A 21,167-nucleotide genomic window follows, 5' to 3' on the forward strand; every position below is an offset into this window, starting at 1 on the left:
ACAAAGGTTTCGCCAGATGCGAGGCTACCAATGGACAATCCAGTTTCACCGACAAACGCATCATTCGTGTTCACAAACATAGACGCAACCGACAGATACTTGGCTTGCTCGGGTGACAAGGTCAAGGTGATGGAGTCACTCGCACCAGGCATGATGAGCCCTTTCCCTGATGTGCTGGTGTAAACATTATCGTCACTGCCACTCAACGCAAGCAGCTCAGCATTGCTGCCACCTTCAGCCAAATGTTCTAGCTCGACAGATGCGCTTTGCCCTACTTCAAACATGCTAAAGCCGCTATTGTGTGCAAGTATCGCAAGTGGCTCAATGGCTGATTCGCCGATAAGTTTTGAACGCTCACCGTATAGCGATAGTTTTGAGCCGCTGGGCTGTCATCATCGCTGTGACCGCACCCTGCAATGACCGCAACAGCGCTGGCCAAAAGTAAAATTCGTGTCTTCATGTGACCTCCTATTTCACGACAACAGTGATCGTTGCAACCGGGTTTAACCAGCGGTGACTAGTATTGTCTAGGTCACTAATGCCACCAGCGGGATCACTATCGCCCAAATTACCTGGATGAACATGAACGGTGGTGTTGGTTACTGTGGTTTCAACACCGCTACCGCCAGTACCAAAGGTAAGGAAAGGTGGATTAGGCATGCTTGCAGCAAGCTCATCGTTGGCTTCGGTGCCCGCATCATAGCCGCGCAGCGTCGCTTTATAAGTACCTGGTTCAGTTGGTATTTTCCAGCTATCTAGGCCAACAAAGCCGTCATTGGTTGGCAGTAACATCGCACTTAGAGAAAGGTAACCAAAGCTTCCGCTATCCATTGAAAAGGTCGTTGCGACACCTGGATTTAAAATGCCAGTCGCTGGATTTTCTACCACCACACCGCCCGCGTTACCGATCACGCTAGCCAAGCCAGAGATATCCCCGCCTTCAGCCATTGCCTCTAACTCGGCAGAGGCCGCTTGTCCGGTGCGAAACATCACCAAATCTGCATTGTGCGCAGCGACGATGAGCGGCGTAAAGTAGATGCCTTAGTGGCATTAGTGATGGTGATTTCAAGCTCAGCAGCATTGACGGAGCCGGCTCCGAGAAGTAGTGATGCAGACGTTATAGCAAGTCCAAGTTGAGTACGTTTTTTCATTATGATTCCATCCTTTAACTGTCCCTAAGGACACCATGTATTAAACGCACAATGCACAAGTTAAGGTTGTTGCGCGTTTCCATGTGTTAAAGCATGCAGGTTAAGGTTTGCAGCAGCCTCACCGATTTCTCACAAATTTCTCTCAATTGGTTCTTAAAATTCTTCCCTTAGTAAATTCAATCCCTTAAGCTGATAGCCCGGTACATCTAGTAGCAACATTTTACTGCGAACAAACAACCCATTGCCTCGCCCGATCTCGCGATCTTCACCATCATAGACAACCGACTCAACAATAAACTGGCTGCTGTTGATATTGACCACTTTGCCTACCGCTTTCATACGCCCCTTGGAAACAGGCCGAGTGATATAGGTAGTAAAAGAGGTCGTGAGGACAAAGTACTCTTTCTCTAGGCTTGCAGCGGCAAAAAAGGCGGCATCATCGAGCATTTTAAAATAGACCGAGCCGTGCACCGCACCTGCCGTGTGAAAGTACTTTTTGTGTAGCTCAATTTCAATATCTGCCTGAGCTTCCTGAACTTTAATTCGAGGTAAGTAGAATTCGTTAATTGGCGCTGCTAAGTACATGCTTTCTAGCGCTTGATAGTGCTGGAGATTTTCCATGAAGTTCCTCGTTGAGACTTAGTCGATTGTTATCGTTATACAAAAAAGCCTGTCTACCGAAGTAGACAGGCTTTTAACGCTAGCTTGCGTTGGCGAGCGCCTTTGGTTTTTGAGGAGCACCATTGGTCAGCGTGGTTTTCATATCATGGCTAAAGTGGTCTACCTGAATCGCTCGGTAGCGAAGCGCATCTGCCTCTAAAATTTTATCGACTTCTTCTTGCTCAAGACATTTTCTTTCAATGCTTGTGCCAAACGGTCAGCCAATAGACCTTTGCGAGCAACCTTGCCTGCTTTGACGCCTGCAAGAAGCTTCTTCTCTAAATCTCGAACACCATACATGGCAACAAAGGCGCGATCCATCAGCCGACGTTGTCATCCTCAGCCGCTCCGACATAACACAGATGCGTCAAGCGATCGCGCATCTCACCGGGTACCATCAATTTGTTTGCGATGCGCATGGTGACATCATCGCTTGGTAACTTGAAATGGTTACCAATTGGGAATAGCAGTGTTTTTAGTGTCTTACCTGCAAATCCGCTTGGGAAGTTACGGTAAGCTTCGTTCAATGACTTCGCCGCGTGGTGGAAGCAGTAATCGACCGCATAATCAACAAAGTCACGCTCCTCTGCTCGGCTGCCCTCATCTTGGTATTTCTTCAATACCGCGGATGCCAAATAGAGGTTTGCAAGACCATCACCGAGTCGCGCAGAAATCAGCTCTTTGCGTTTCAGCTCACCACCCAGCGTTAACATGGCAAAGTCAGCACTCACCGCAAGAGCCTTGCTCAAGCGCTTCAAATGTTTATAGTGACGAGCGGTTTCACCACTTACCGGTGACGAGGTTAGCGCAGAGCCTGTCAATGCAGCAAACAAGCCGCCAATAGAATTTTTCGTCGCATGACCTATATGTTTAAACAACAAGTTATCAAACGCCTCAAGACCCGCTTGATGGTCTGGGTTGGCCGCCGCTTCCATTTCTTGGAACACGTATGGATGGCAACGCGTGGCACCCTGACCAAAAATCATAAGGTTACGTGTTAGAATGTTCGCACCTTCCACCGTGATAGCAACCGGCACACCCAAATAGGCCGAAGACAAGTAGTTCATTGGCCCACATTGGATAGCACGCCCTGCGTGGATATCCATCGAGTCATTCAAGATGGTGCGTGAGATTTCTGTCATGTGATATTTGGCAATGGCGGTGACAATACCCGGTTTTTGCCCCATATCAAGCGACGTCGTTGTTAGGGTGCGGCTCGCTTCCAGCAAGTAGTTCAAACCGCCAATACGACCTAACGCTTCAGCCACCCCTTCAAATTTACCAATCGACATACCAAACTGCTTACGAACATAGGAGTACGCACCGGTTGTTCTCGCCGTCAAATGGCCAATAGCGGTGCCTAGTGCCGGCAGTGATATACCGCGCCCTGCTGATAGACATTCCACCAACATACGCCAGCCCTTACCCGCATAGTTAGCGCCGCCAATGAGCCAGTCCATCGGTATGAACACATCCTGACCTTGGATCGTGCCATTCATGAAGGCCAAATGAAGGGGGTCATGTCTTTCACCTATCACCACACCAGGGTGATCGGTTGGAATCAATGCACACGTAATGCCGACGTTCTTGCTATCGCCAAGTAAACCGTCAGGATCTAGCATCTTAAACGCCAGTCCCATTACGGTCGCTATGGGCGCTAAGGTGATATAACGTTTGTTCCAATTAAGTCGGATACCTAACACTTCCTCACCTTGGTGTTCGCCATAACAAACAACGCCGGTATCCGGTATACCACCCGCATCAGAACCTGCTTCAGGCCCCGTTAGGGCAAAACATGGTGTGTCTGTACCATCAGCGAGTCGAGGCAACCAATAGTCTTTTTGTGCTTGAGTACCATAGTGTGAGAGCAGTTCGCCAGGACCTAAAGAGTTAGGCACCATGACCGTAATCGCCGCGCTCATGCTACGAGTCGCGATTTTGGACACTATCGTTGAGTTGGCCAGCGCAGAGAAAGCGCGCCCGCCGTATTCCTTGGAGATGATAAGGGAGAAGAAGCGCTCTTTCTTTAAATACTCCCAGACTTCTGGTGGTAAATCGCGCTCTTCTTTGACGATTTTGTGATCGTCGAGCATCGACAACAGCGTTTCGAGCTGATTTTCTATAAAGTGCTGCTCCTCCGCAGTCAGCGTCGGCTTGGGATAATTGTGAAGAATATTAAAATCTGGATTACCAGAAAACAATTCGCCATCCCACCATACTCCACCCGCTTCCATGGCCTCACGCTCAGTGGCTGACAGAGGTGGCAGCACTTTCTTGAACAAATTAAATGCTGGCTGGCTGATCAACTTCTTTGTAATGACACTCATATCCATTAATCCTTTTGTTGAGTTTCGCAATTATCTTGCTTGTTGTCGTTTTCTAAGCCAGCCGAAATGTAGGGTATGGCTTGCTCGATAATATTTAGTAAGTCACTGTCTTGATCGAATTGACTCGCGGCGATCTCGTTTAATGCCTTAGACGATACGGTGGCAAAAACGAACGCCCCAAGGGCAAAATGCAATCGCCAAAACAAAGACTCTTCATCAATACTTGGGTTGGCTTTGAGCATGGATTGTTTGAATAGCGCTAGCGTTTTCCCGTAATGATTAACAATGAACCATCGCAAATGTCCTTGAACATCGCTATAACCGCTAGCAATGAGCAATAAAAAGCTGGCCATGCCATTTGGGTGTAACTTATTTAAACCCAATAGCGGCAGCTTTATTGTATTCAACACATCCTCAACCCTATAGTTTGCTCTAAGGTTCAATTGCTCTAATTGCCCATGCACTTGTGGCATTAAGTGAACCAGGTAATCGTCTAGAATCGCCTGCACTAAAGAGTTTTTATCTCCAAAGTGATAATTGACGGCGGCGAGGTTCACATCGGCCTTTTTAGTGATATCTCGTAGCGATGTATTGTTGTAGCCACGCTCTATAAATAGAGTTTGAGCAATATTAAATATCTTTTCTTTTGTTCCAGATTTCACTTTCATAATTTAAAACGCCCGTATCAAACGCTCGTTTAATATATCCAGCAAAATTTAATTCAACAAGTGATTAACATCAACTTTTTAAAATTAACATCCATTACGGGATGCATATACATCTAAGCTCATGAAACTAATGAGAAAATATTTTCAGGTTAGACTAAAACCGTAAGAGAGGGGTAAGCAAACACTTAAAATACAACAAGTTACAAACACAACTCTATGATGGTAAATGAATTTCATACAATGCATTCACGCTAAAAATACACACCCAGACCCACAACCAATTAAAGAATCAAATAGATTAACCCTCAAAAATAAAGACAACCGAATAGATTAATTACCTTTCACTTCAGATGAGTAGCGGTATTTTTGTGATCTATATTTCAATTTTGGCAATTAATAACCGTATAGTGAAATCAAGATTCAAACGCATAGCAAATAACAACAAGTCATTAACAGCAATTAAATTGGGCACTTATGCAATCAAACTCAAAGGACAATTAAACGCTGAACATTATTTTTAGAGCTGTTTGCCCATAAATTATGTCTTTTGTGGCTAGTGACAAAGGGTTAAGCATTCTTCATCATATCCATATTCAAACACGCGTTTGAATTCCATGACTTAAATCAAAAAGCGAACAGGTAACTCGATATTAGAGACACGTTGTTCATCCAAAAGACGTTTAAAAGGAAGCTAACCATGCAAAATCAAGCCGCTCTAGAAGCAGTAAATGCTCAACTACAATCTGTTCTTAACCCATTTGCTAACTTCAGCCAATTGGTAGCGAAGAACGTAGAAACACTATCAAAAATGCAGATTGAAACTTTGACTGCATACAGCGAGTTAACTAACGAAAACCTGCAGAGCCTTGTGGCGGTTAAACAACCACAAGATCTGATGAACCACGGCAGCAAACAACTCGAGATCATTACTAAAGTAAGCCAGCGCCTACTGGAAGACGGTCAAAAGCTAAGCCAGATTGGTAACGAGTTTAAAGCTGCGGTTGATGAAATTTCGGCAAGCTCGATTACGCCAAACAAGTAATCTTGGCTCCGCTTTTTGAGATGGGCGTACCTCGTTAATCACTTTTCGTGTGTAAACATCAGTTTCCGAGCATGAGTTTCTAAACATACGTTTCTAAACATACGTTGTTAAACATGGTGTCGCCCTCTATTTTCTATGCAATTAAGGATGAGAAGATGGAAAATAAGCCCCATTCCAAGATGTCATCGATAGTTACTTTCAAGCCACCCAAGGTTGGTTTGATGCATTTCAAAAGCCTACTCAATCCACCATCTTCAAATCTCAAGTCGAAGACTGGAGTCAGCTTGCACAATCTGTTGCTAGCAACCCTACCAGTATCCTAGAGCAGCAAATGACATGGTGGAACCAACAGATAAACCTGTTTAATGACTGTATTTTGTCGACCAGCGAATCTACCGCTAAAGAGACAGATCCTCGTTTTAGAGATGAAAGCTGGTCTGAAAATCCGATGTATAGCTACATCAAAGAGAGTTATAAACTGGTCTGTAAATCGGTACTCGATACCATTGGGAATACCCAAGATATCGAACCGGAAGCAAAAGAGCGCCTTGAGTTTTTTGCGCGCCAGTTTCTCAATGCGATGTCTCCAAGTAACTTCATCACGACCAATCCAGAAATCATGAAGCTGACGCTAGAGTCCAACGGTGAGAACCTCATCAAAGGCCTCGACCAATTGCAGAAAGATATGAGCAAAAGCGTAGACATGCTCAATATCCGTATGACTGATAGCGAAGCGTTTGTGGTTGGCGAAAATGTGGCAGCGACAGAAGGCAAAGTGGTATTCAAAAATCATCTGTTTGAGCTTATTCAGTATCAAGCGACAACAGAAGAAGTGTACAAGCGTCCGATGATGTTGGTGCCACCTTTTGTGAACAAGTACTACATCATGGATTTGAATCAGCGTAAGTCATTTGTGAAATGGCTGGTCGATCAAGGCCACACCGTATTTATGATCTCTTGGGTTAACCCGGATGCATCGTACCGTGATACTGACTTTGGCCACTACGTGACGGATGGCATCATCCCAGCGCTGGATGCGATTGAAGCTCAGACTGGTGAGCGTGAAGTGAACGGACTAGGCTATTGTATTGGCGGTACGCTACTGACAGCCGCGATGGCCTATCTTGCAGGAAAGCGTCGCAAGCAACGCATTAAATCAGCCACGCTGTTAACCACGATTCTCGATTTCCAGCAGCCTGGTGAGCTTGGCATCTTTATCAATGATCCGATGATTTCAGCCATTGAAACCCAGAACAACCATCAAGGCTATATGGACGGGCGCCAAATGGCGGTGTCGTTCAGTTTGCTTCGCGAAAACAGCCTTTACTGGAATTACTACATCACCAACTACCTTAAAGGTGAAAAACCTGTCGCGTTTGATCTACTGCATTGGAACAGCGACAACACCAATGTGCCAGCAAGTTGTCACAACCAAATGCTGCGCCAATTCTACCTAGAGAACAAACTCAGTCAGCCAAATGGCATTGAAATCGATGGGGTCGGCATTGACCTTACCAAAGTGAAATCCCCAACCTTCTTCCTGTCTGCGATCGAAGATCATATCGCGCTATGGAAAGGCACCTTTAAAGGCACAGATCTACTAAGTGGTCAAAACACCTTTGTACTTGCGGAAAGCGGACATATTGCCGGTCCGATGAATCATGCAGATTCCAACAAATATGGCTATTGGACGAACGACAATGTCGATACCGACGCCGACACGTGGCTTGAGAAAGCAGACAAGCACACTGGCTCCTGGTGGGGGCATTGGCAACAATGGCTGGATGCGCGCAATTTTTCTCAGAAAATCGACGCCCGAGTGCTTGAAGGTGAGCTTGACGCACCAGGCAATTATGTAAAACAACGCATTGAAGACGTACTAAAAACACAAGAGGAGAGCCGTCATGTCGCTTGAAGTAGGACAACATGCGAGCCTGAGCAAAACACTCGATAAAGCGGCCGTAGAGCAGTTTGCCACATTGGCGGAAGATTACAACCCAGTGCATTTAGATGAATCGTTTGCCGCAATGACGCCGTTTGAAGTGCCGATTGTTCACGGCATGCTAGGTGCGAGTTTAGTGTCTGGACTGCTAGCATCAAAAATTCCAGGACCGGGGGCAATTTACCTTGGGCAAACACTGCAGTTTACCTGCCCGATCCGTGTAGGAGAGACGGTAACAGCTCGAGTGGAAGTGACCGAAGTACGCGAAGATAAACCCATAGCGAAACTTCTAACTCAAGTGCTTAATGAGCAAGGAAAAGTCGCCATCAAGGGTGAAGCGACGGTCATGCTTCAAAGCTAATTCCTGGTCAAAAGTATCGTTTTGGATCCCCAAAAGGCAGCTAGCGCTGCCTTTTTTCGTGTCAAAGACACCAAACTAATCAACATTTACAACCACTAAATTCAACAAGAGCAATTAATTCATTCAACAATTGAATTATTTGTAGACACATCATCCTGTCTTGCTAAGATACCGAACGCAAACACACTTTATTACATAATAACTGCACGACCGGAATGGCGCTGTCTTAGGCCGTGACGAGTCAGTGCAAAATCTATACAGGGATATAAAAATGCAAAGTTCTAGCATCCTTGCCCGTTATGCGAATGGTAATCTGGTTCTGCAGATCCTCGCGGGTATCGTTTTTGGTGTTATCCTCGCTGTCGCGTCTCCAACCACTGCTCAAAGCTTCGGAATGCTTGGTAGCTTGTTTGTCGGAGCACTTAAAGCTGTCGCCCCAATTTTAGTTTTCATTCTTGTCGCAGCTTCTATTGCCAACCAAAAGAAAAACCAAACCACGCATATGCGTCCAATCGTCGTGCTGTACCTCATAGGTACATTCTCGGCGGCGCTTACTGCAGTTTTGCTTAGCTTCCTTTTCCCAACCGAGCTTACCTTGGTTGCCGGCGCGGAAGGAGCAACGCCACCGCAAGGTATTGCTGAAGTTCTACACACACTGCTGTTCAAACTTGTCGACAACCCAGTTAGCGCGCTGATGAACGCTAACTACATCGGTATTTTGGCGTGGGCAATTGGTCTGGGTTTAGCCCTGCACCATGCTTCTGACACCACCAAGGCGGTCTTTGAAGATTTGAGTCACGGCGTGTCACAAATCGTACGTTTCATCATTCGTCTAGCCCCATTTGGTATCTTTGGTCTAGTGGCGAACACCTTCGCAACAACCGGTTTTTCTGCGCTTGCGGGCTACGCACAACTGCTGTTTGTCCTGCTGCTTGCTATGGCAATCATTGCGCTGGTTGTAAACCCAATCATTGTCTTCGTGAAGACCAAAGAAAACCCATACCCGCTTGTATTTCAATGCCTACGTGAAAGCGGTGTGACGGCATTCTTCACGCGTTCAAGTGCGGCTAACATCCCAGTGAACATGACGCTTTGTGAAAAGCTGGATCTGGATGAGGATACGTATTCTGTGTCTATCCCACTCGGTGCAACCATCAATATGGCGGGTGCCGCAATCACCATTACAGTTCTGACATTGGCTGCTGTGCATACCATGGGCATCGAGATCGATATCTTTACCGCACTGCTGCTAAGTATTGTTGCTGCTGTATCTGCGTGTGGTGCGTCAGGCGTTGCAGGCGGTTCGCTACTCCTTATCCCTCTAGCATGTGGCCTGTTTGGCATCTCAAACGATGTCGCCATGCAAGTTGTTGCGGTCGGCTTTATCATTGGCGTGATACAAGACTCTGCCGAGACAGCGCTGAACAGCTCAACTGACGTAGTATTTACTGCCGCAGTTTGTAAAGCTGAGCAGAACAAGCTGAGCTAATATTCGCTAGCATCTGCAAATTCAAAGGGCTGTGTCATCGACACAGCCCTTTTTCTATTTTAGTCCTCGTCATCAGCGACTACGGATCAATCTTAATCACATTCATGGTATCAAGTTGATTGAGTAGCTCGGTTTGGTGATTACCCGGATCATTGATCACGCTAGCGTCCGAGATCCCAAGCTCATTCCAGCCAACGCCTTCTAGGGTAATGTCTGTTTGTTCACCATTGTTGGTGACGCTAATGACCGTTGTCGCGTTGTCCGTGGCATCTGCAGGGTCATCCGTAACCGAAATGCTGATATTCCCAAGTAAGTCGCCAATGTTATCGTGCTCTGGCAATAGATCAGAAATATCCAAGATATCGCTGCCAACACTAAAGTCGGTAACAGTCTGCTCGGCTGGATCTGCGGTTGTACCCGCCGCGTCTTCGGTAAACAAGAACAAGTCATGTCCATCCCCACCGGTGAGGATGTCATTGCCGCCACCGCCAAATAGGATATCACTGTCGTCGGTACCCACTATGGTTTCCGTAGACGCAGAGTCCGTACCTATCTTGATCTGATCGGGTAGGGTTAACTGTTCCGACTGATACAGCGCAACCAAAACTTCCGTTGGCGTGTAGTCACTCACCTCACTTGGCGATACACCAAGCAAGGTATGCAATGCGACACCTTCAAGAACGATGGATTGCACCACAACTCCATTATCGGAAATCTCAAACACAGTATTGCCACTTTGCTCCGACACGCTGAGCTGATCGGTGAGCAACTGATCATCTTTAAACGCGACAGCCGTTAAGTCGACGACATCGTGTTTAATGTTTGGATCACTGGTTGTAAAGTCTCGTACATCAAAGTCTTTAATAGTGTCAGTACCGGCTAGGTTCGCGGTTTCCCAACGGAAGGTATCTTGCGAGTCATTATCGCTACTGATACCGCCACCAGTCGGGATGGTATTACCAAACATCCATTCGTCATCTGATGTGGCAACTAAGATGTCATCCAGCGCGCTGTCGCCTCGGAGCCCTTGGTTACCTGTCACCGTAATGGTGACGGGTTGCTCAAGCGAAGTCAGACCATCACTGACATCAATAATAAAGGTATCGGTGTCAGTATCACCCGCAGCGAGCGCATTGCTGTTTCCAGCAATCAACACATAAGCCCAGATACCGGTGGCAATGTTAAAGGTTAAGGTACCGTATGTCCCTGTTGCGGTATAAACATCGCCTACTAAAGTCCCGCCACGTAGAGAACGGGTAACGGTGCTGTCCGCATCCAACGCGGTAACGGTTCCTGTCGCTGTGTCGGTCACACCTTCTTGAACGCCAGCAGACACTGTGCCACCAATCACAGGGGCATCGTTCGTCCCCTGAATTCTCACTGTGACCGTCGAAGCCGTGCCATCAATCGATTTCACGTTGAAGGTATCTACCGCAACCACCCCATCAGCTAGCGAGTTAAGCGCATCGTTGGCGGTGAACGTCCAATTGCCATTCACATCGATTGAGAAGCGGCCGTACGTGCCTAAAGTGTCTGTCTGGTCGATAAATTGATTGTTGGTATTGTCTACGTCGGTCGCAGTGAGTACGCCGCCTGTCGACAATACTGAGTCCGATTCAACCAAAGTGAGATCAGCAGAGCTAACGACAGCGGCATCGTTAGTCCCTTGAATAGTCACTTTCACCGTCGATACCGTGCCATCAATCGACTGTACATCAAACGAATCAACCAGTGAGTCACCCACATTGAGACTATCGAATGCCTCGTCGGCATCATAGCTCCATACACCATCTTCATCGATGCTAAATACGCCATGAGAGCCAGCTACATTGGTTTGTGCCAAGAACTTGTTATCCAAGTTATCTGGGTCGGTCGATGTTAATGTACCTCCGGTACTGATTGCTAAATCGGTTTCAGCGATCACTCGGTCGACAGCACTGATTGTTGCGGCATCATTGGTACCATTAATGGTCACTTTGACACTTGACTCAGTCCCATCTGCCGACTTAACGATAAAGGTATCGGAGACAGATTCGCCACTATTGAGGCCATCAAAGGCTTGATTGGCGGTATAGCTCCACACACCGTTGGCATCAATCGAGAAAGTACCATTGGTGCCAGCCACGTTGTTCTGTGCGATGAACGTATTATTTGGATTATCGACGTCCATTGCGGTCAATGTACCGCCTGTCGTCAATGCACTGTCGCTCTCTTGCAAACTAATATCCGCAGAATCAACCGTTGCAGCGTCGTTGCTACCCGTAATACCGATGGTCACTTGCGATTGGGTGCCGTCAATCGAGAACACGTTAAACACCTCTTCAACGCGCTCGCCATCTGCAAGGTTGTCAAAGGTGCTGTTGGCTTCGAATGTCCACACGCCGGATGCGCTCAGCGTAAAGGTACCTAAACGTGCCAACGGTGCTGCTTTGGGCGATAAAGCTGTTATCAGGGTTATCTGGGTCAACAGAGGTTAGCGTACCACCAGCCGTTAGAACGCTGTCAGTCTCTGTTAGCTCTTGGCTTGCAGCGCTTATTGTCGCGGCATCATTGGTACCGTTGATCTGTACCGTTACCGTGGACGGCGTACCATCAACCGAGGTGACATCAAAGGTCTCTTTAACATTCTCACCCACATTCAAGTTATCGAAGGTGCTATTCGCAACAAACGTCCATACCCCATTGGTGTCGATGGAGAAGGTGCCGTATGTACCCACACTGCTTGAAGGTGTAAAGCTATTGTCTGGGTTATCGACATCGGTCGCGGTTAAGGTATCACTGATAGTAAGAGCAGCATCTGTTTCGTCCGTTATCACAGAACCTACACTGACCTGCGCAGCATCATTGGTACCTTCGATTTTCACCGTCACTGACGTTGGCGTACCATCGATGGTGGTCACTTGGAATGTTTCCGAAACACTTTGTCCAACGTTAAGCGAGTCGTACGCTTCGTCTGCCACGAATGTCCACTGGCCATCTGCTTGCACGCTGAACTTGCCATAAGTGCCTTGAACATCTGTTTGCACTGTAAAGGTATCGTCAGGGTTATCGACATCCGTTGCATCTAAGTTGCCCGACAATGTCAGTGCCGCATTAGTTTCATCCAGAGTCTGAGAATCTGGGGTAACAATGGCGGCATCATTACGACCTTGCACAGTAACATCAATCGATTGGGTAATCGCATCACCTTGGGCAACGCCACCAACTAAGCTCTCAATATATAAATCAAAGCTTTCGCTGACAGGGCCATCGTTAAGCGAATCAACCTTAGACTGATCAATCACGTACTCCCACTTCACCGTATCGTCGGTATCGCCATCGATGAGTTTTAACGTGCCGTAAGTGCCGACGATTTCGGTCACCATACCGGTACCGCTCAGGCTATAGCTATGCGTATCACTTTGATCAACATCAGCAATTTTCACCTCACCCGTCGCCGTACCTGACTCAACACCTGTCGGGTCTTCAAATACGGTGCCGGTCGCTACAGTATCACCCGCAACAACCGTTGGTGCGTCATTTGTACCTGTGACTTGGAACGCAACCGTAATCGTATCACTAGCACCATGCTCATCGGTCACCTTGACCTGATACGTGAGTGGTGCAGGTAGCGTTTCACCTTCAGACAAGTACTCAAAATCGCCGGTAAGATCAAACGTCCAGGCTCCCGTTGTAGGGTCGACACTCAAATCACCGCGCGGATCACCAGAGACGACTTCCCAAAGATGATCATCGGCGATACTCACCGTATCTACATCGCCATCATCAAACGTGCCCGATAGCTGAGTATTGGTGTTTTCTGTGGCCATCTGCTGACCGATATCCACAATTTTCGGTGCATCATTGGTACCAACGATACTGATAGTGATCACATGCTCGTTTGACTCTTGGGTTGCACTTACTCCCGAATCATCTGTCGCAATCACGCTAACTTGAATGGTCTTAGTTTCACCTTTCGCCAGGGCGTTGATTTCTGCGTTGGTCTCATCGACGACAAACTGCCATTTGCCAGACTCATCAATGGTGAAGGTTCCCAAGTTGGTATCTTGCTTCACTGAGAAGCTGTGGTTATCACCAATGTCTGCATCATCGATTGTGACCTTACCGCTTGCGGTGCTGCCTAACGCATCGCTCACGGTACCCGTTGCAGCGCCGGTAACACTAGGGCTATCGTTGGTGCCAGTGACAGTAACTTCTACGGTTTGAGTCACCTCTGCGCCAAAGCTGTCCGTTGCGCGCACCGTGAATGATTCAACCACGCTAACGCCTTCGCCCAAAGCTTGAACATGTGGCTCGTTGTTATACAACTCGTAAGTCCAAGTATTGGTTGCAGGGTCAACAACAAAGTGACCATAAGTGCCGTTGAGATCGGCAGCGTTCAGCGTCACCGTATCGTTAGTATCAACATCATCGAGGACAATTGCTTTAGTGACAGAAACGCTGCCCGAGCCGTTGCTATCATCTTCGGTCACTTCACCATCTTGAGTCACCATAGTCGGCGCTTGGTTATCCCCACGAATGTTGATAGTGAGCGTTTGAGTATCGGTTAGGCCAGATGGATCTGTGACTGTGACCTGCCAGGTTTGTGGGATTGACTCATTAGCACCAAGCGCAATGATATCCGCATTGTTTGGATTGACCACGTAAGACCATGAGCCGTCGCTATTGAACTGAAGCGTGCCGTAGTCACTTTCTACACTCGTTGGCGTCGCGATCCAAGTATGGAGACCCTGATCTTGGGTATCGACGTCCGACACCGATAGCTGACCAGAAATGGTTTGATCCGGATCGTCCGCTACAATGGTTTCTTCGACATTCGCTTGCAGCTTGGTGCGTCATTTTGACCATTGACGTTGACGACAATTTCTAATGTTTGTGGTAGGCCATTGTCATCAACAACAGTTTTTCCGTATTGGTCTACAGCATACACTTCAAACACATCTTGTCGCGTTTCGCCTTCTTGTAGCGACTGGACGGCATTGCTATCGTTGTCGAGTGTAAAGACCCATGAACCATCAGGTTGACATTAATGCTACCGTAAGTCCCACTGCCGTCAATCAAAGTCCAAGTGATTTGATCGCCAAGCCCTAACGCAGGATCAAGCTCCAATGGGCCGCCTGCATCCGCAGAAGTAATGACAATATCGGCAGCGCCTGTCCCTGTTTCCGATGAGTCGTCATTATCTTCATCAGCTGTCACCGTTTCGATGATGATTTTTTCATCGCCTGGATTCGGGTTATTGGCATCTTCTGCTGAACCGACAATCTTCACTTTCACTTCACGAATGTCGGTTTTTGTCGTCAATGACTCACCCGGGTCGGTATCAGTAACTCTTACAAAGAAGCTATCAAACACTTCCTCTTCAGCAGGCAGCTCTACACCTGGGTCTAGAACATAGGTCCACTCGCCTGTGGCTGGGTCTATAGAAAGATCACCATACGAGCCCTGACCATTAATCACAGACCATTCATGTGTTTCTCCAAAGTCTGGATCGTAAACGCTAAGACTACCGCTGATCGAGGTCGTCACATCCTCTTTGGCCTCACCAAGATCTATGGTGCCATTTTCAAAGTCACCACCGTCTGAATCGACGGTAATTTCTGGCTTGTCCGCTTTCCCTTCAATAGTTACTGTGACGTTAACGTAATTGCCGTTCTCATCAGTCACGCGCCAAGTTTCTGTTGCGGTTTGCCCATCTTCAAGGCCTTGAGTCAGCGGTGAGTCGTTATCTAATTGATAAGTCCAGCTGCCATTGCTGGCCACCAAATTACCGTAGATGCCACCGGTGATTGGAGACGTGGTTAAATCGCCCACCAAAGGAGTAGAAGCATCATCATCGTTGTCGGTATCGGTAAGCTTGTCTTCTTCCATGACATCCAGCTGCGATACATCAACCAATGAACCGCCACCACCACCGCCACTTGGATCGTTTTGTCCGATCACATTGATAACGACAGGGTAGCGCTCAGAGACTCCGCCTTCATTGTCAGTCGCCACTACGTAGAAAGTTTCGGTTTCCGTTTGACCTGCAGCCAACGCCTGCGTCGCACTCAATGAATTATCAATAACATAAGTCCACTTACCATTGTTATCGACGGTCAATGTTCCGTATTGACCCAAGCCTGTGCCCTCAATCGACCACGCTTTAACGCTACTGTTGTTATCAACATCTGAAGCGGCCAATTGACCTTCTGCACGGGTTAAGTCGACCCCAAATATATCAGCCGTACCATCTTCAACCACAGTACCTTCGTTATCACCGGACACATCTGGATTGTCATTACGACCTTCGAGAGTGATAGTGATGTCTTGCGTAATGGTCGCTCCATTTTGGTCTTGAGCCAGCACGGTAAACACTTCGGTTTGAGTTTCACCCTCAGCTAACGCTTGTAAGATGTCATTGTTTGGCGTGAACTCCCAGTTGCCGTCTTTGTCTATCGACAAATCACCGCGCAGACCGTTGTAGACGTTGTGCGTTTGACCCGCATCGATAACAAACTCCGCAAAGTCATCATTATCAACATCGTTGAGAATCGCTTGACCCGACACCACCATGTTGTCATCAGATGGGTCATCCGGCGTATCGTTATCTTCTATGAAGCGTCCCGTCACGTCACCTGTCACTGTCGGCGCGTCGTTTTGCCCCTCAATGCGTATGGTGACCAACTCTGTGGAAGTCGCACCATGAATATCCGTCACCGTGACTTCAAAAGTGTCGGTGACGATTTCACCCGGTTTTAGAGCTTTGATTTCTGCCAGCTTGGTTGGCTGATCGTAAGTGAACGTCCAGCGTCCATCGGAAGCAATTGTCAGCGTACCGTATTCGCCGCGGCCGTTATTGTTATCAGTGATTTCCCATAGATGAGTATCGTCAGCATCAACATCGCCTGGATTAAGCTGACCCGACGCTACGTAGTTGCCCGCTTCAATGTCATCCTCTTGTATCGTACGTGTCTGAGCACCACGAATATTTGGCGCATCATTTTCACCCACGATATTGATGGTGATGTCTTTAATCGACTCATGACCAAATTTATCCAGCACGCGAATGCGGACGCTGTCATCCAGCGTGTCACCTTTATCCAGTGAATCCACGGCCTGAGCGTTATTGTTGAGTACATACTGCCAGGTGCCTGTCGATTCATCGATACTGAACGTGCCGTATTGACCGCCGTCTAGCACGCTCCAAGTCACTACTTCATTGAGATCAGGGTCTCCGCCACCAATCACGTTATTATCAAGCTGGTCTTGCGTCGGTACGCCTGCGATGATGGTGCCAGTTAGATTGGCTCCGTCCTCGATGACGGTATAGCTTGGCTGCACCGAGATTTCTGGATCGGTATTGGTACCGGCAATGGTGACGTTAACAGTAATGGTGTCAGTCAGGCCACCTTCATCAGTAACAATGATGTCGAAACTGTCGACACGGCTTTCACCCGGAGGGATTTCTCGGGTGGCATCCCAGTCACTTTGCAACTGGTACGTCCATCGACCATTGTCGTCAACCGACATATAGCCGTATGTACCGCTTGCTTGGCCTGTCGCCTGATCTTCGTTCTCAACCGTCCAGATATGAGAGTCCGTAGTATCGATGTCACTGACCGTCAGCGCACCTGTAGCACTTGAGCGCGCGTTCGTCGCTTCAATCACACTGCCAGAAGTATCACCTTTGACATCTGGTGCGTCATTGGTGCCTTTAATCGTCACAGTTATGGTTTGGGTCGCGGTGTTGTCGCTCTGACCCGAATCATCTTTCACTGTTACAGTAAAGGTGTCAGTGAGCGTTTCACTATCAATACCCTTCAGCCCCTGAACGGTAGGATTGTTATTGTTGAGGGTGTAAACCCACTCGCCAGTTTGTGGATCGATGGAGATATTACCGTACTGCCCCTTCGTCGAGTTGATTGACCAAGTGTGGTCGTCGCCAATATCGACATCGCCGTCCGTCAGCGTACCCGATGTGGTGATTGGGTTGGCAGGGTTATCATCAGGATGAGCATCTTCTGTTACTTCACCGCTTAACGTCCCCCAATGACTGGGCGGTCGTTGTCGCCGTTAACAGTAATGGTGATGGTTTTGGTGCTCACCGCGTTGTATTTATCCGTCACGCTGACAGAGAAAGTTTCAGTGACAACACTATCGTGGGCAAGGGCATCGACAGAGGCTTTTTGGCTATCACTCACGCCCAGCGTATATTCCCATTCACCGGTGGTTGGATTAAGGGTCAAGGTGCCGTAAGTACCCACGCCCGCATTGGTGTCGTTAATTTGCCATGCTTCGGTTTCATTGAGGTCTGGATCGTTCGCACCTAAATCAGCGCCCACGGTTTGACCATACCCATTCACTTCATACAGCACACCAGTACGCACACCATCAATGTCCGGAGCATCATTGGTACCAATAACATCGATGCTCACTTCGAAGACCTTGGTTGCCGTGCCATCTGTGACACTGACTTGGAATATCTGCTCACCATATTGGGAATCCGCCGGATAGGTCACGTTGTTCTCTAAATGCTCAGCACGATCTGGAGCGAGCGTGTAAGTCCATTTACCATTTTGGTCGATAGTTAAATCACCGAGTACACCGACTGGATTCAACACTTTGAATTCAAACGTGTCTTTAGTATCGAGATCGCTAACGTCGATAACGCCATCTTCGGTAATGTTCAGATCTTCAACGACTGTCGCGCTATCATCGCCCGTCAATTCCAATGCATCATTGGTACCTGTTATATTGATCTTAACGTCTTTGGTGCGTGTGCCACCGTTGCCATCGTCGACAAGAACCGTAAAGGTTTCGGTGACGAGCTCATCTTTTTGTAACGAGTCGGCTTTGTCGTTATCAAGAATGTACTCCCAAGTACCGGTTGAGGCATTGATTGAGAACGAACCATACTGCCCGTCTGAGCTACCAACCACTGACCAGGTATGCACATCGGTTACATCCGCATCTTTCGGGTTAAGATCGCCAGTTGCTTTAACTACGCTATCATCCCCTTCCACATTCTCAGTGATTGAACGCTCACTCCTGCCACGAATACCAGGCCGATCATTGGTACCCGTAATTGTGATCGTGATGGTCTCAAAGGACGTGCCATCAACAGAGTAAACACGGAACGACTCTTCCATGGTTTCATCAACACCAAGGCTTTGGATCGCACTTAACTTAGTGTTTACTTGATAATCCCAGTCACCAAGTGCATCAATCGTTAACGTGCCGAGAGGCGAACCTACTGGCTCAACAGTGGTGTTGAAGATACTCTCTCCGGTATCGACATCATCGACACGAAGTGACCCTTCACTAGTGATGTAACGCACACCATTCTCTTGAGTAACATTTCGGTCTTCAACCACATCCCCGGTGTTGGTGCCAGATATCGTTGGTTGATCATTGGTGCCATTAATGGTGACCGTTAGGGTTTGGCTAATGTAAGCATCTCGGTCATCGATTATGAAGGCATCAATATCTACCGTTGTCGAATCGCCGGCTCTTAGCGCTTGGGTGGCAGGCTTTGTGTTATCCAATTCAAACGACCATGAACCATCACTGTTGATGGTAAAGGTGCCGTATTGGTTTTCAACACTGGTTGCTGTGCTGTCATTAGAATCAAACGCGTAGCTCAACTGTGCATTATCCGCGAGATCATAATCATCAGCGTTAATTTGTCCGTCAGCTCGCTGATCGCCTGCTTCATTCAACCCAGATTCTTTGACTGAATCGGCGAAGACGCCTCCAGGAGTTAGGTACGGCTTGTCGTTGGTGCCCTGAATGGTAATCGTGACCTGCTGAGTCGCTGTGGCGTTCTGATCATCGGTCACCACGACATCAAACGTTACAGTCGCCGTCTCATTTTCCTCTAGCGCTTGGGTAGCATCTGCATCATTGTTTAGCTCAAATTTCCACACACCATTTTGGTCAACCGAAGCGGTGCCATAAGGGTTGGTGGCATTCGCCACGGTGTAATCCAGTACATCGTTATCTGCAAGGTCGATATCACTCGCATCAATTTGGCCTTCAATGCTTGGTGTGCCAGATACCACACCACCAGTATCCTGGTGTCCAGATTCCACCACGGTGCCCACCGTTTCACTGGTGGCCGCTATCACAGGCGCGTCGTTGGTACCATTGATGGTAACGGTTATCGTGTGCGGCGTGCCATCTTCAGACAGTACCGTAAAGGTTTCGACTGCGGTTTCACCTTGTCCTAAATACTCGACGTTGGCATTGGGTATTTCGTAGCTCCAAGCTCCGCTAGCGGTGATGGTTAAGGTGCCTAGGGCTTGATCGGCAGCGGCGCCTTCAACAGTACTGGTAGAGGTGAAGGTATTCGGGTTGGTATTGAACACCTCTTCATTCGCGCCATCCACATCAGACAATTGCAATACACCACTGTCTGAAAGCGTCACTAGCGCATCATCCTCGGTCACACTACCTAGTGATTCAGATGGATCACTGATCAGCACAGAACCATCGTTCACGCCGACGATATCGACGGTAATGGTATGTGTGGTGTTATTGTCGGTTTCAACGGTGAAGGTTTGAGTTGCACGCTCACCCGCAGCGAGCCCTTGCACATTCGCACTGCTGTTTGGAATTTTGTACGTCCAATTACCCGCTGCGTCTATAGTTAACGCACCGTCGGTAAAGTTTCCAGCTGCGGCAGTCAACGTACTTGGAACAAATGCACCTTCCCCCAAATCCACATCGCTAATTGTTGCTTGCGATGTGAAGTTCAAGTCGCCATTGGTATCAATCTGCGTTGCTTGGTCTTCGGTAAGTTCTATATATGATAAGCCGCCGATCTGAGGGGCGTCATTGGTGCCATTGATGGTAACCACGACGTTATGAGGAGTGCCATCTTCACTGAGAACTTGGAATGTTTCTGTTCTAGTATCACCCGCACCAAGCTGCTGCACTTCGGTGGCGGTATTGTCGACTTCATAACTCCAAGCACCGGTCGCGGTAATGATTAGCGTGCCAATAGGCGTGATGCCCCTACAGTCACTGGCGTAACTGTGGTCTGGAACTTGGCCTCGCCTGTATCCACGTCAGAAATAGTGAGCTGACCGTTATCTTTAAGAAGGTCACCAGACTGGACATTGATGTCCTCAATGACTAAACCAACAGCATCACCAGCGATCACGGGCACATCGTTGGTGCCCTGGATCGTTACTTCGATGGTTTCCGTTTTGGAGCCATCAACAGAGGTAACAGTGAAGCGCTCAACGCGAGTATCACCATCGCCAAGGGATTGAATTTCTTGCAAGGCGTTAGAGACTTGATAAGACCAATCGCCATCCTCGGTAATCGTCAGCTCACCAAGAGGCTGCTGGCCGTTGTCGTTGGATTCTTTGATAACTGTGGTGCTGAACTTGTTCTCGCCAGCATCATTATCAGCAATGGTGAGCGACAGATTATCGCCTGCAATCAGAAAACCCGCATCGATATCGGAGTCTTCTTTCACTGTGTCTGTCGTTGGACCTGTGATGATGGTTTCATCTTCGGTGCCGTTGATGGTGACGGC

11 protein-coding genes and 4 pseudogenes are annotated in these 21,167 nt (G+C 47.9%); 4 read left to right on the forward strand and 11 right to left on the reverse strand.

Translation table 11 applies throughout. From position 1 onward, the window contains the following. The 5 genes and pseudogenes from TZ48_RS23810 to TZ48_RS23830 all read right to left on the reverse strand — a co-directional run. A pseudogene (locus TZ48_RS23810) lies at positions 1 to 460 on the reverse strand (spondin domain-containing protein); the annotation flags it as partial. Positions 461 to 468: 8 nt separating this feature from the next. Further along, positions 469 to 1,151: pseudogene (locus tag TZ48_RS23815) on the reverse strand (spondin domain-containing protein). 153 nt (positions 1,152 to 1,304) lie between these two features. Then, positions 1,305 to 1,772 (reverse strand): PaaI family thioesterase, encoded by a 468-nt coding sequence (locus TZ48_RS23820; RefSeq protein ID WP_112481191.1) that lies wholly within the window; start codon positions 1,770 to 1,772, stop codon positions 1,305 to 1,307. 79 nt (positions 1,773 to 1,851) lie between these two features. Next, a pseudogene (locus TZ48_RS23825) lies at positions 1,852 to 4,138 on the reverse strand (acyl-CoA dehydrogenase). Between the two features lie 5 nt (positions 4,139 to 4,143). Continuing rightward, the gene (locus TZ48_RS23830; protein ID WP_112481193.1) at positions 4,144 to 4,806 is read right to left on the reverse strand and encodes a TetR/AcrR family transcriptional regulator; all 663 of its coding nucleotides are present in this window, start codon (positions 4,804 to 4,806) and stop codon (positions 4,144 to 4,146) included. 697 nt (positions 4,807 to 5,503) lie between these two features. On the opposite strand from TZ48_RS23830, the gene TZ48_RS23835 reads away from it, so the two are divergent. From TZ48_RS23835 to sstT, 4 genes are all read left to right on the forward strand, one after another. Then, positions 5,504 to 5,848, forward strand: coding sequence for a phasin family protein (locus TZ48_RS23835; protein WP_042500368.1), 345 nt, complete (start codon positions 5,504 to 5,506; stop codon positions 5,846 to 5,848). 331 nt (positions 5,849 to 6,179) lie between these two features. After that, a complete protein-coding gene (gene phaC / locus TZ48_RS23840) occupies positions 6,180 to 7,763 on the forward strand; it encodes a class I poly(R)-hydroxyalkanoic acid synthase (protein WP_239671056.1) in 1,584 nt (527 codons plus the stop codon). Then, positions 7,753 to 8,151: a MaoC family dehydratase gene (locus TZ48_RS23845; protein WP_112481197.1), complete on the forward strand. Its 399-nt coding sequence runs from the start codon at positions 7,753 to 7,755 to the stop codon at positions 8,149 to 8,151. Before phaC ends, TZ48_RS23845 begins: the two co-directional genes overlap by 11 nt. Before the next feature lie 271 nt (positions 8,152 to 8,422). Beyond that, on the forward strand, positions 8,423 to 9,640 hold the full coding sequence (gene sstT / locus TZ48_RS23850; RefSeq protein WP_112481199.1) for a serine/threonine transporter SstT: 1,218 nt from the start codon (positions 8,423 to 8,425) through the stop codon (positions 9,638 to 9,640). A 79-nt stretch (positions 9,641 to 9,719) separates the two neighbouring features. Here sstT and TZ48_RS23855 read toward each other — a convergent pair whose 3' ends face one another. The 6 genes and pseudogenes from TZ48_RS23855 to TZ48_RS23880 all read right to left on the reverse strand — a co-directional run. Further along, positions 9,720 to 12,059, reverse strand: a complete 2,340-nt coding sequence (locus TZ48_RS23855; RefSeq protein ID WP_162674714.1) for a VCBS domain-containing protein — start codon at positions 12,057 to 12,059, stop codon at positions 9,720 to 9,722. After that, positions 11,989 to 14,466 carry a VCBS domain-containing protein gene (locus TZ48_RS23860; protein WP_420822981.1) on the reverse strand — a complete coding sequence of 826 codons (2,478 nt, stop codon included), beginning with the start codon at positions 14,464 to 14,466 and terminating at the stop codon, positions 11,989 to 11,991. The genes TZ48_RS23855 and TZ48_RS23860 overlap by 71 nt, the downstream gene beginning before the upstream one ends. Continuing rightward, positions 14,436 to 14,600 (reverse strand): annotated as a pseudogene (locus tag TZ48_RS24525) (hypothetical protein); the annotation flags it as partial. The pseudogene TZ48_RS24525 and the gene TZ48_RS23860, both read right to left, overlap by 31 nt. Then, entirely contained in the window at positions 14,558 to 17,608 is a 3,051-nt protein-coding gene (locus TZ48_RS23870) for a VCBS domain-containing protein (protein WP_275426479.1), read from the reverse strand. The gene TZ48_RS23870 and the pseudogene TZ48_RS24525, both read right to left, overlap by 43 nt. Before the next feature lie 50 nt (positions 17,609 to 17,658). Continuing rightward, on the reverse strand, positions 17,659 to 20,634 hold the full coding sequence (locus tag TZ48_RS23875; protein WP_338062297.1) for a VCBS domain-containing protein: 2,976 nt from the start codon (positions 20,632 to 20,634) through the stop codon (positions 17,659 to 17,661). Then, a partial coding sequence (locus TZ48_RS23880; RefSeq protein ID WP_239671057.1) for a VCBS domain-containing protein occupies positions 20,613 to 21,167 on the reverse strand: 555 nt, incomplete at its 5' end. The genes TZ48_RS23875 and TZ48_RS23880, both read right to left, overlap by 22 nt.

This window comes from Vibrio variabilis, from assembly GCF_003263785.1.
GTDB lineage: Bacteria > Pseudomonadota > Gammaproteobacteria > Enterobacterales > Vibrionaceae > Vibrio > Vibrio variabilis.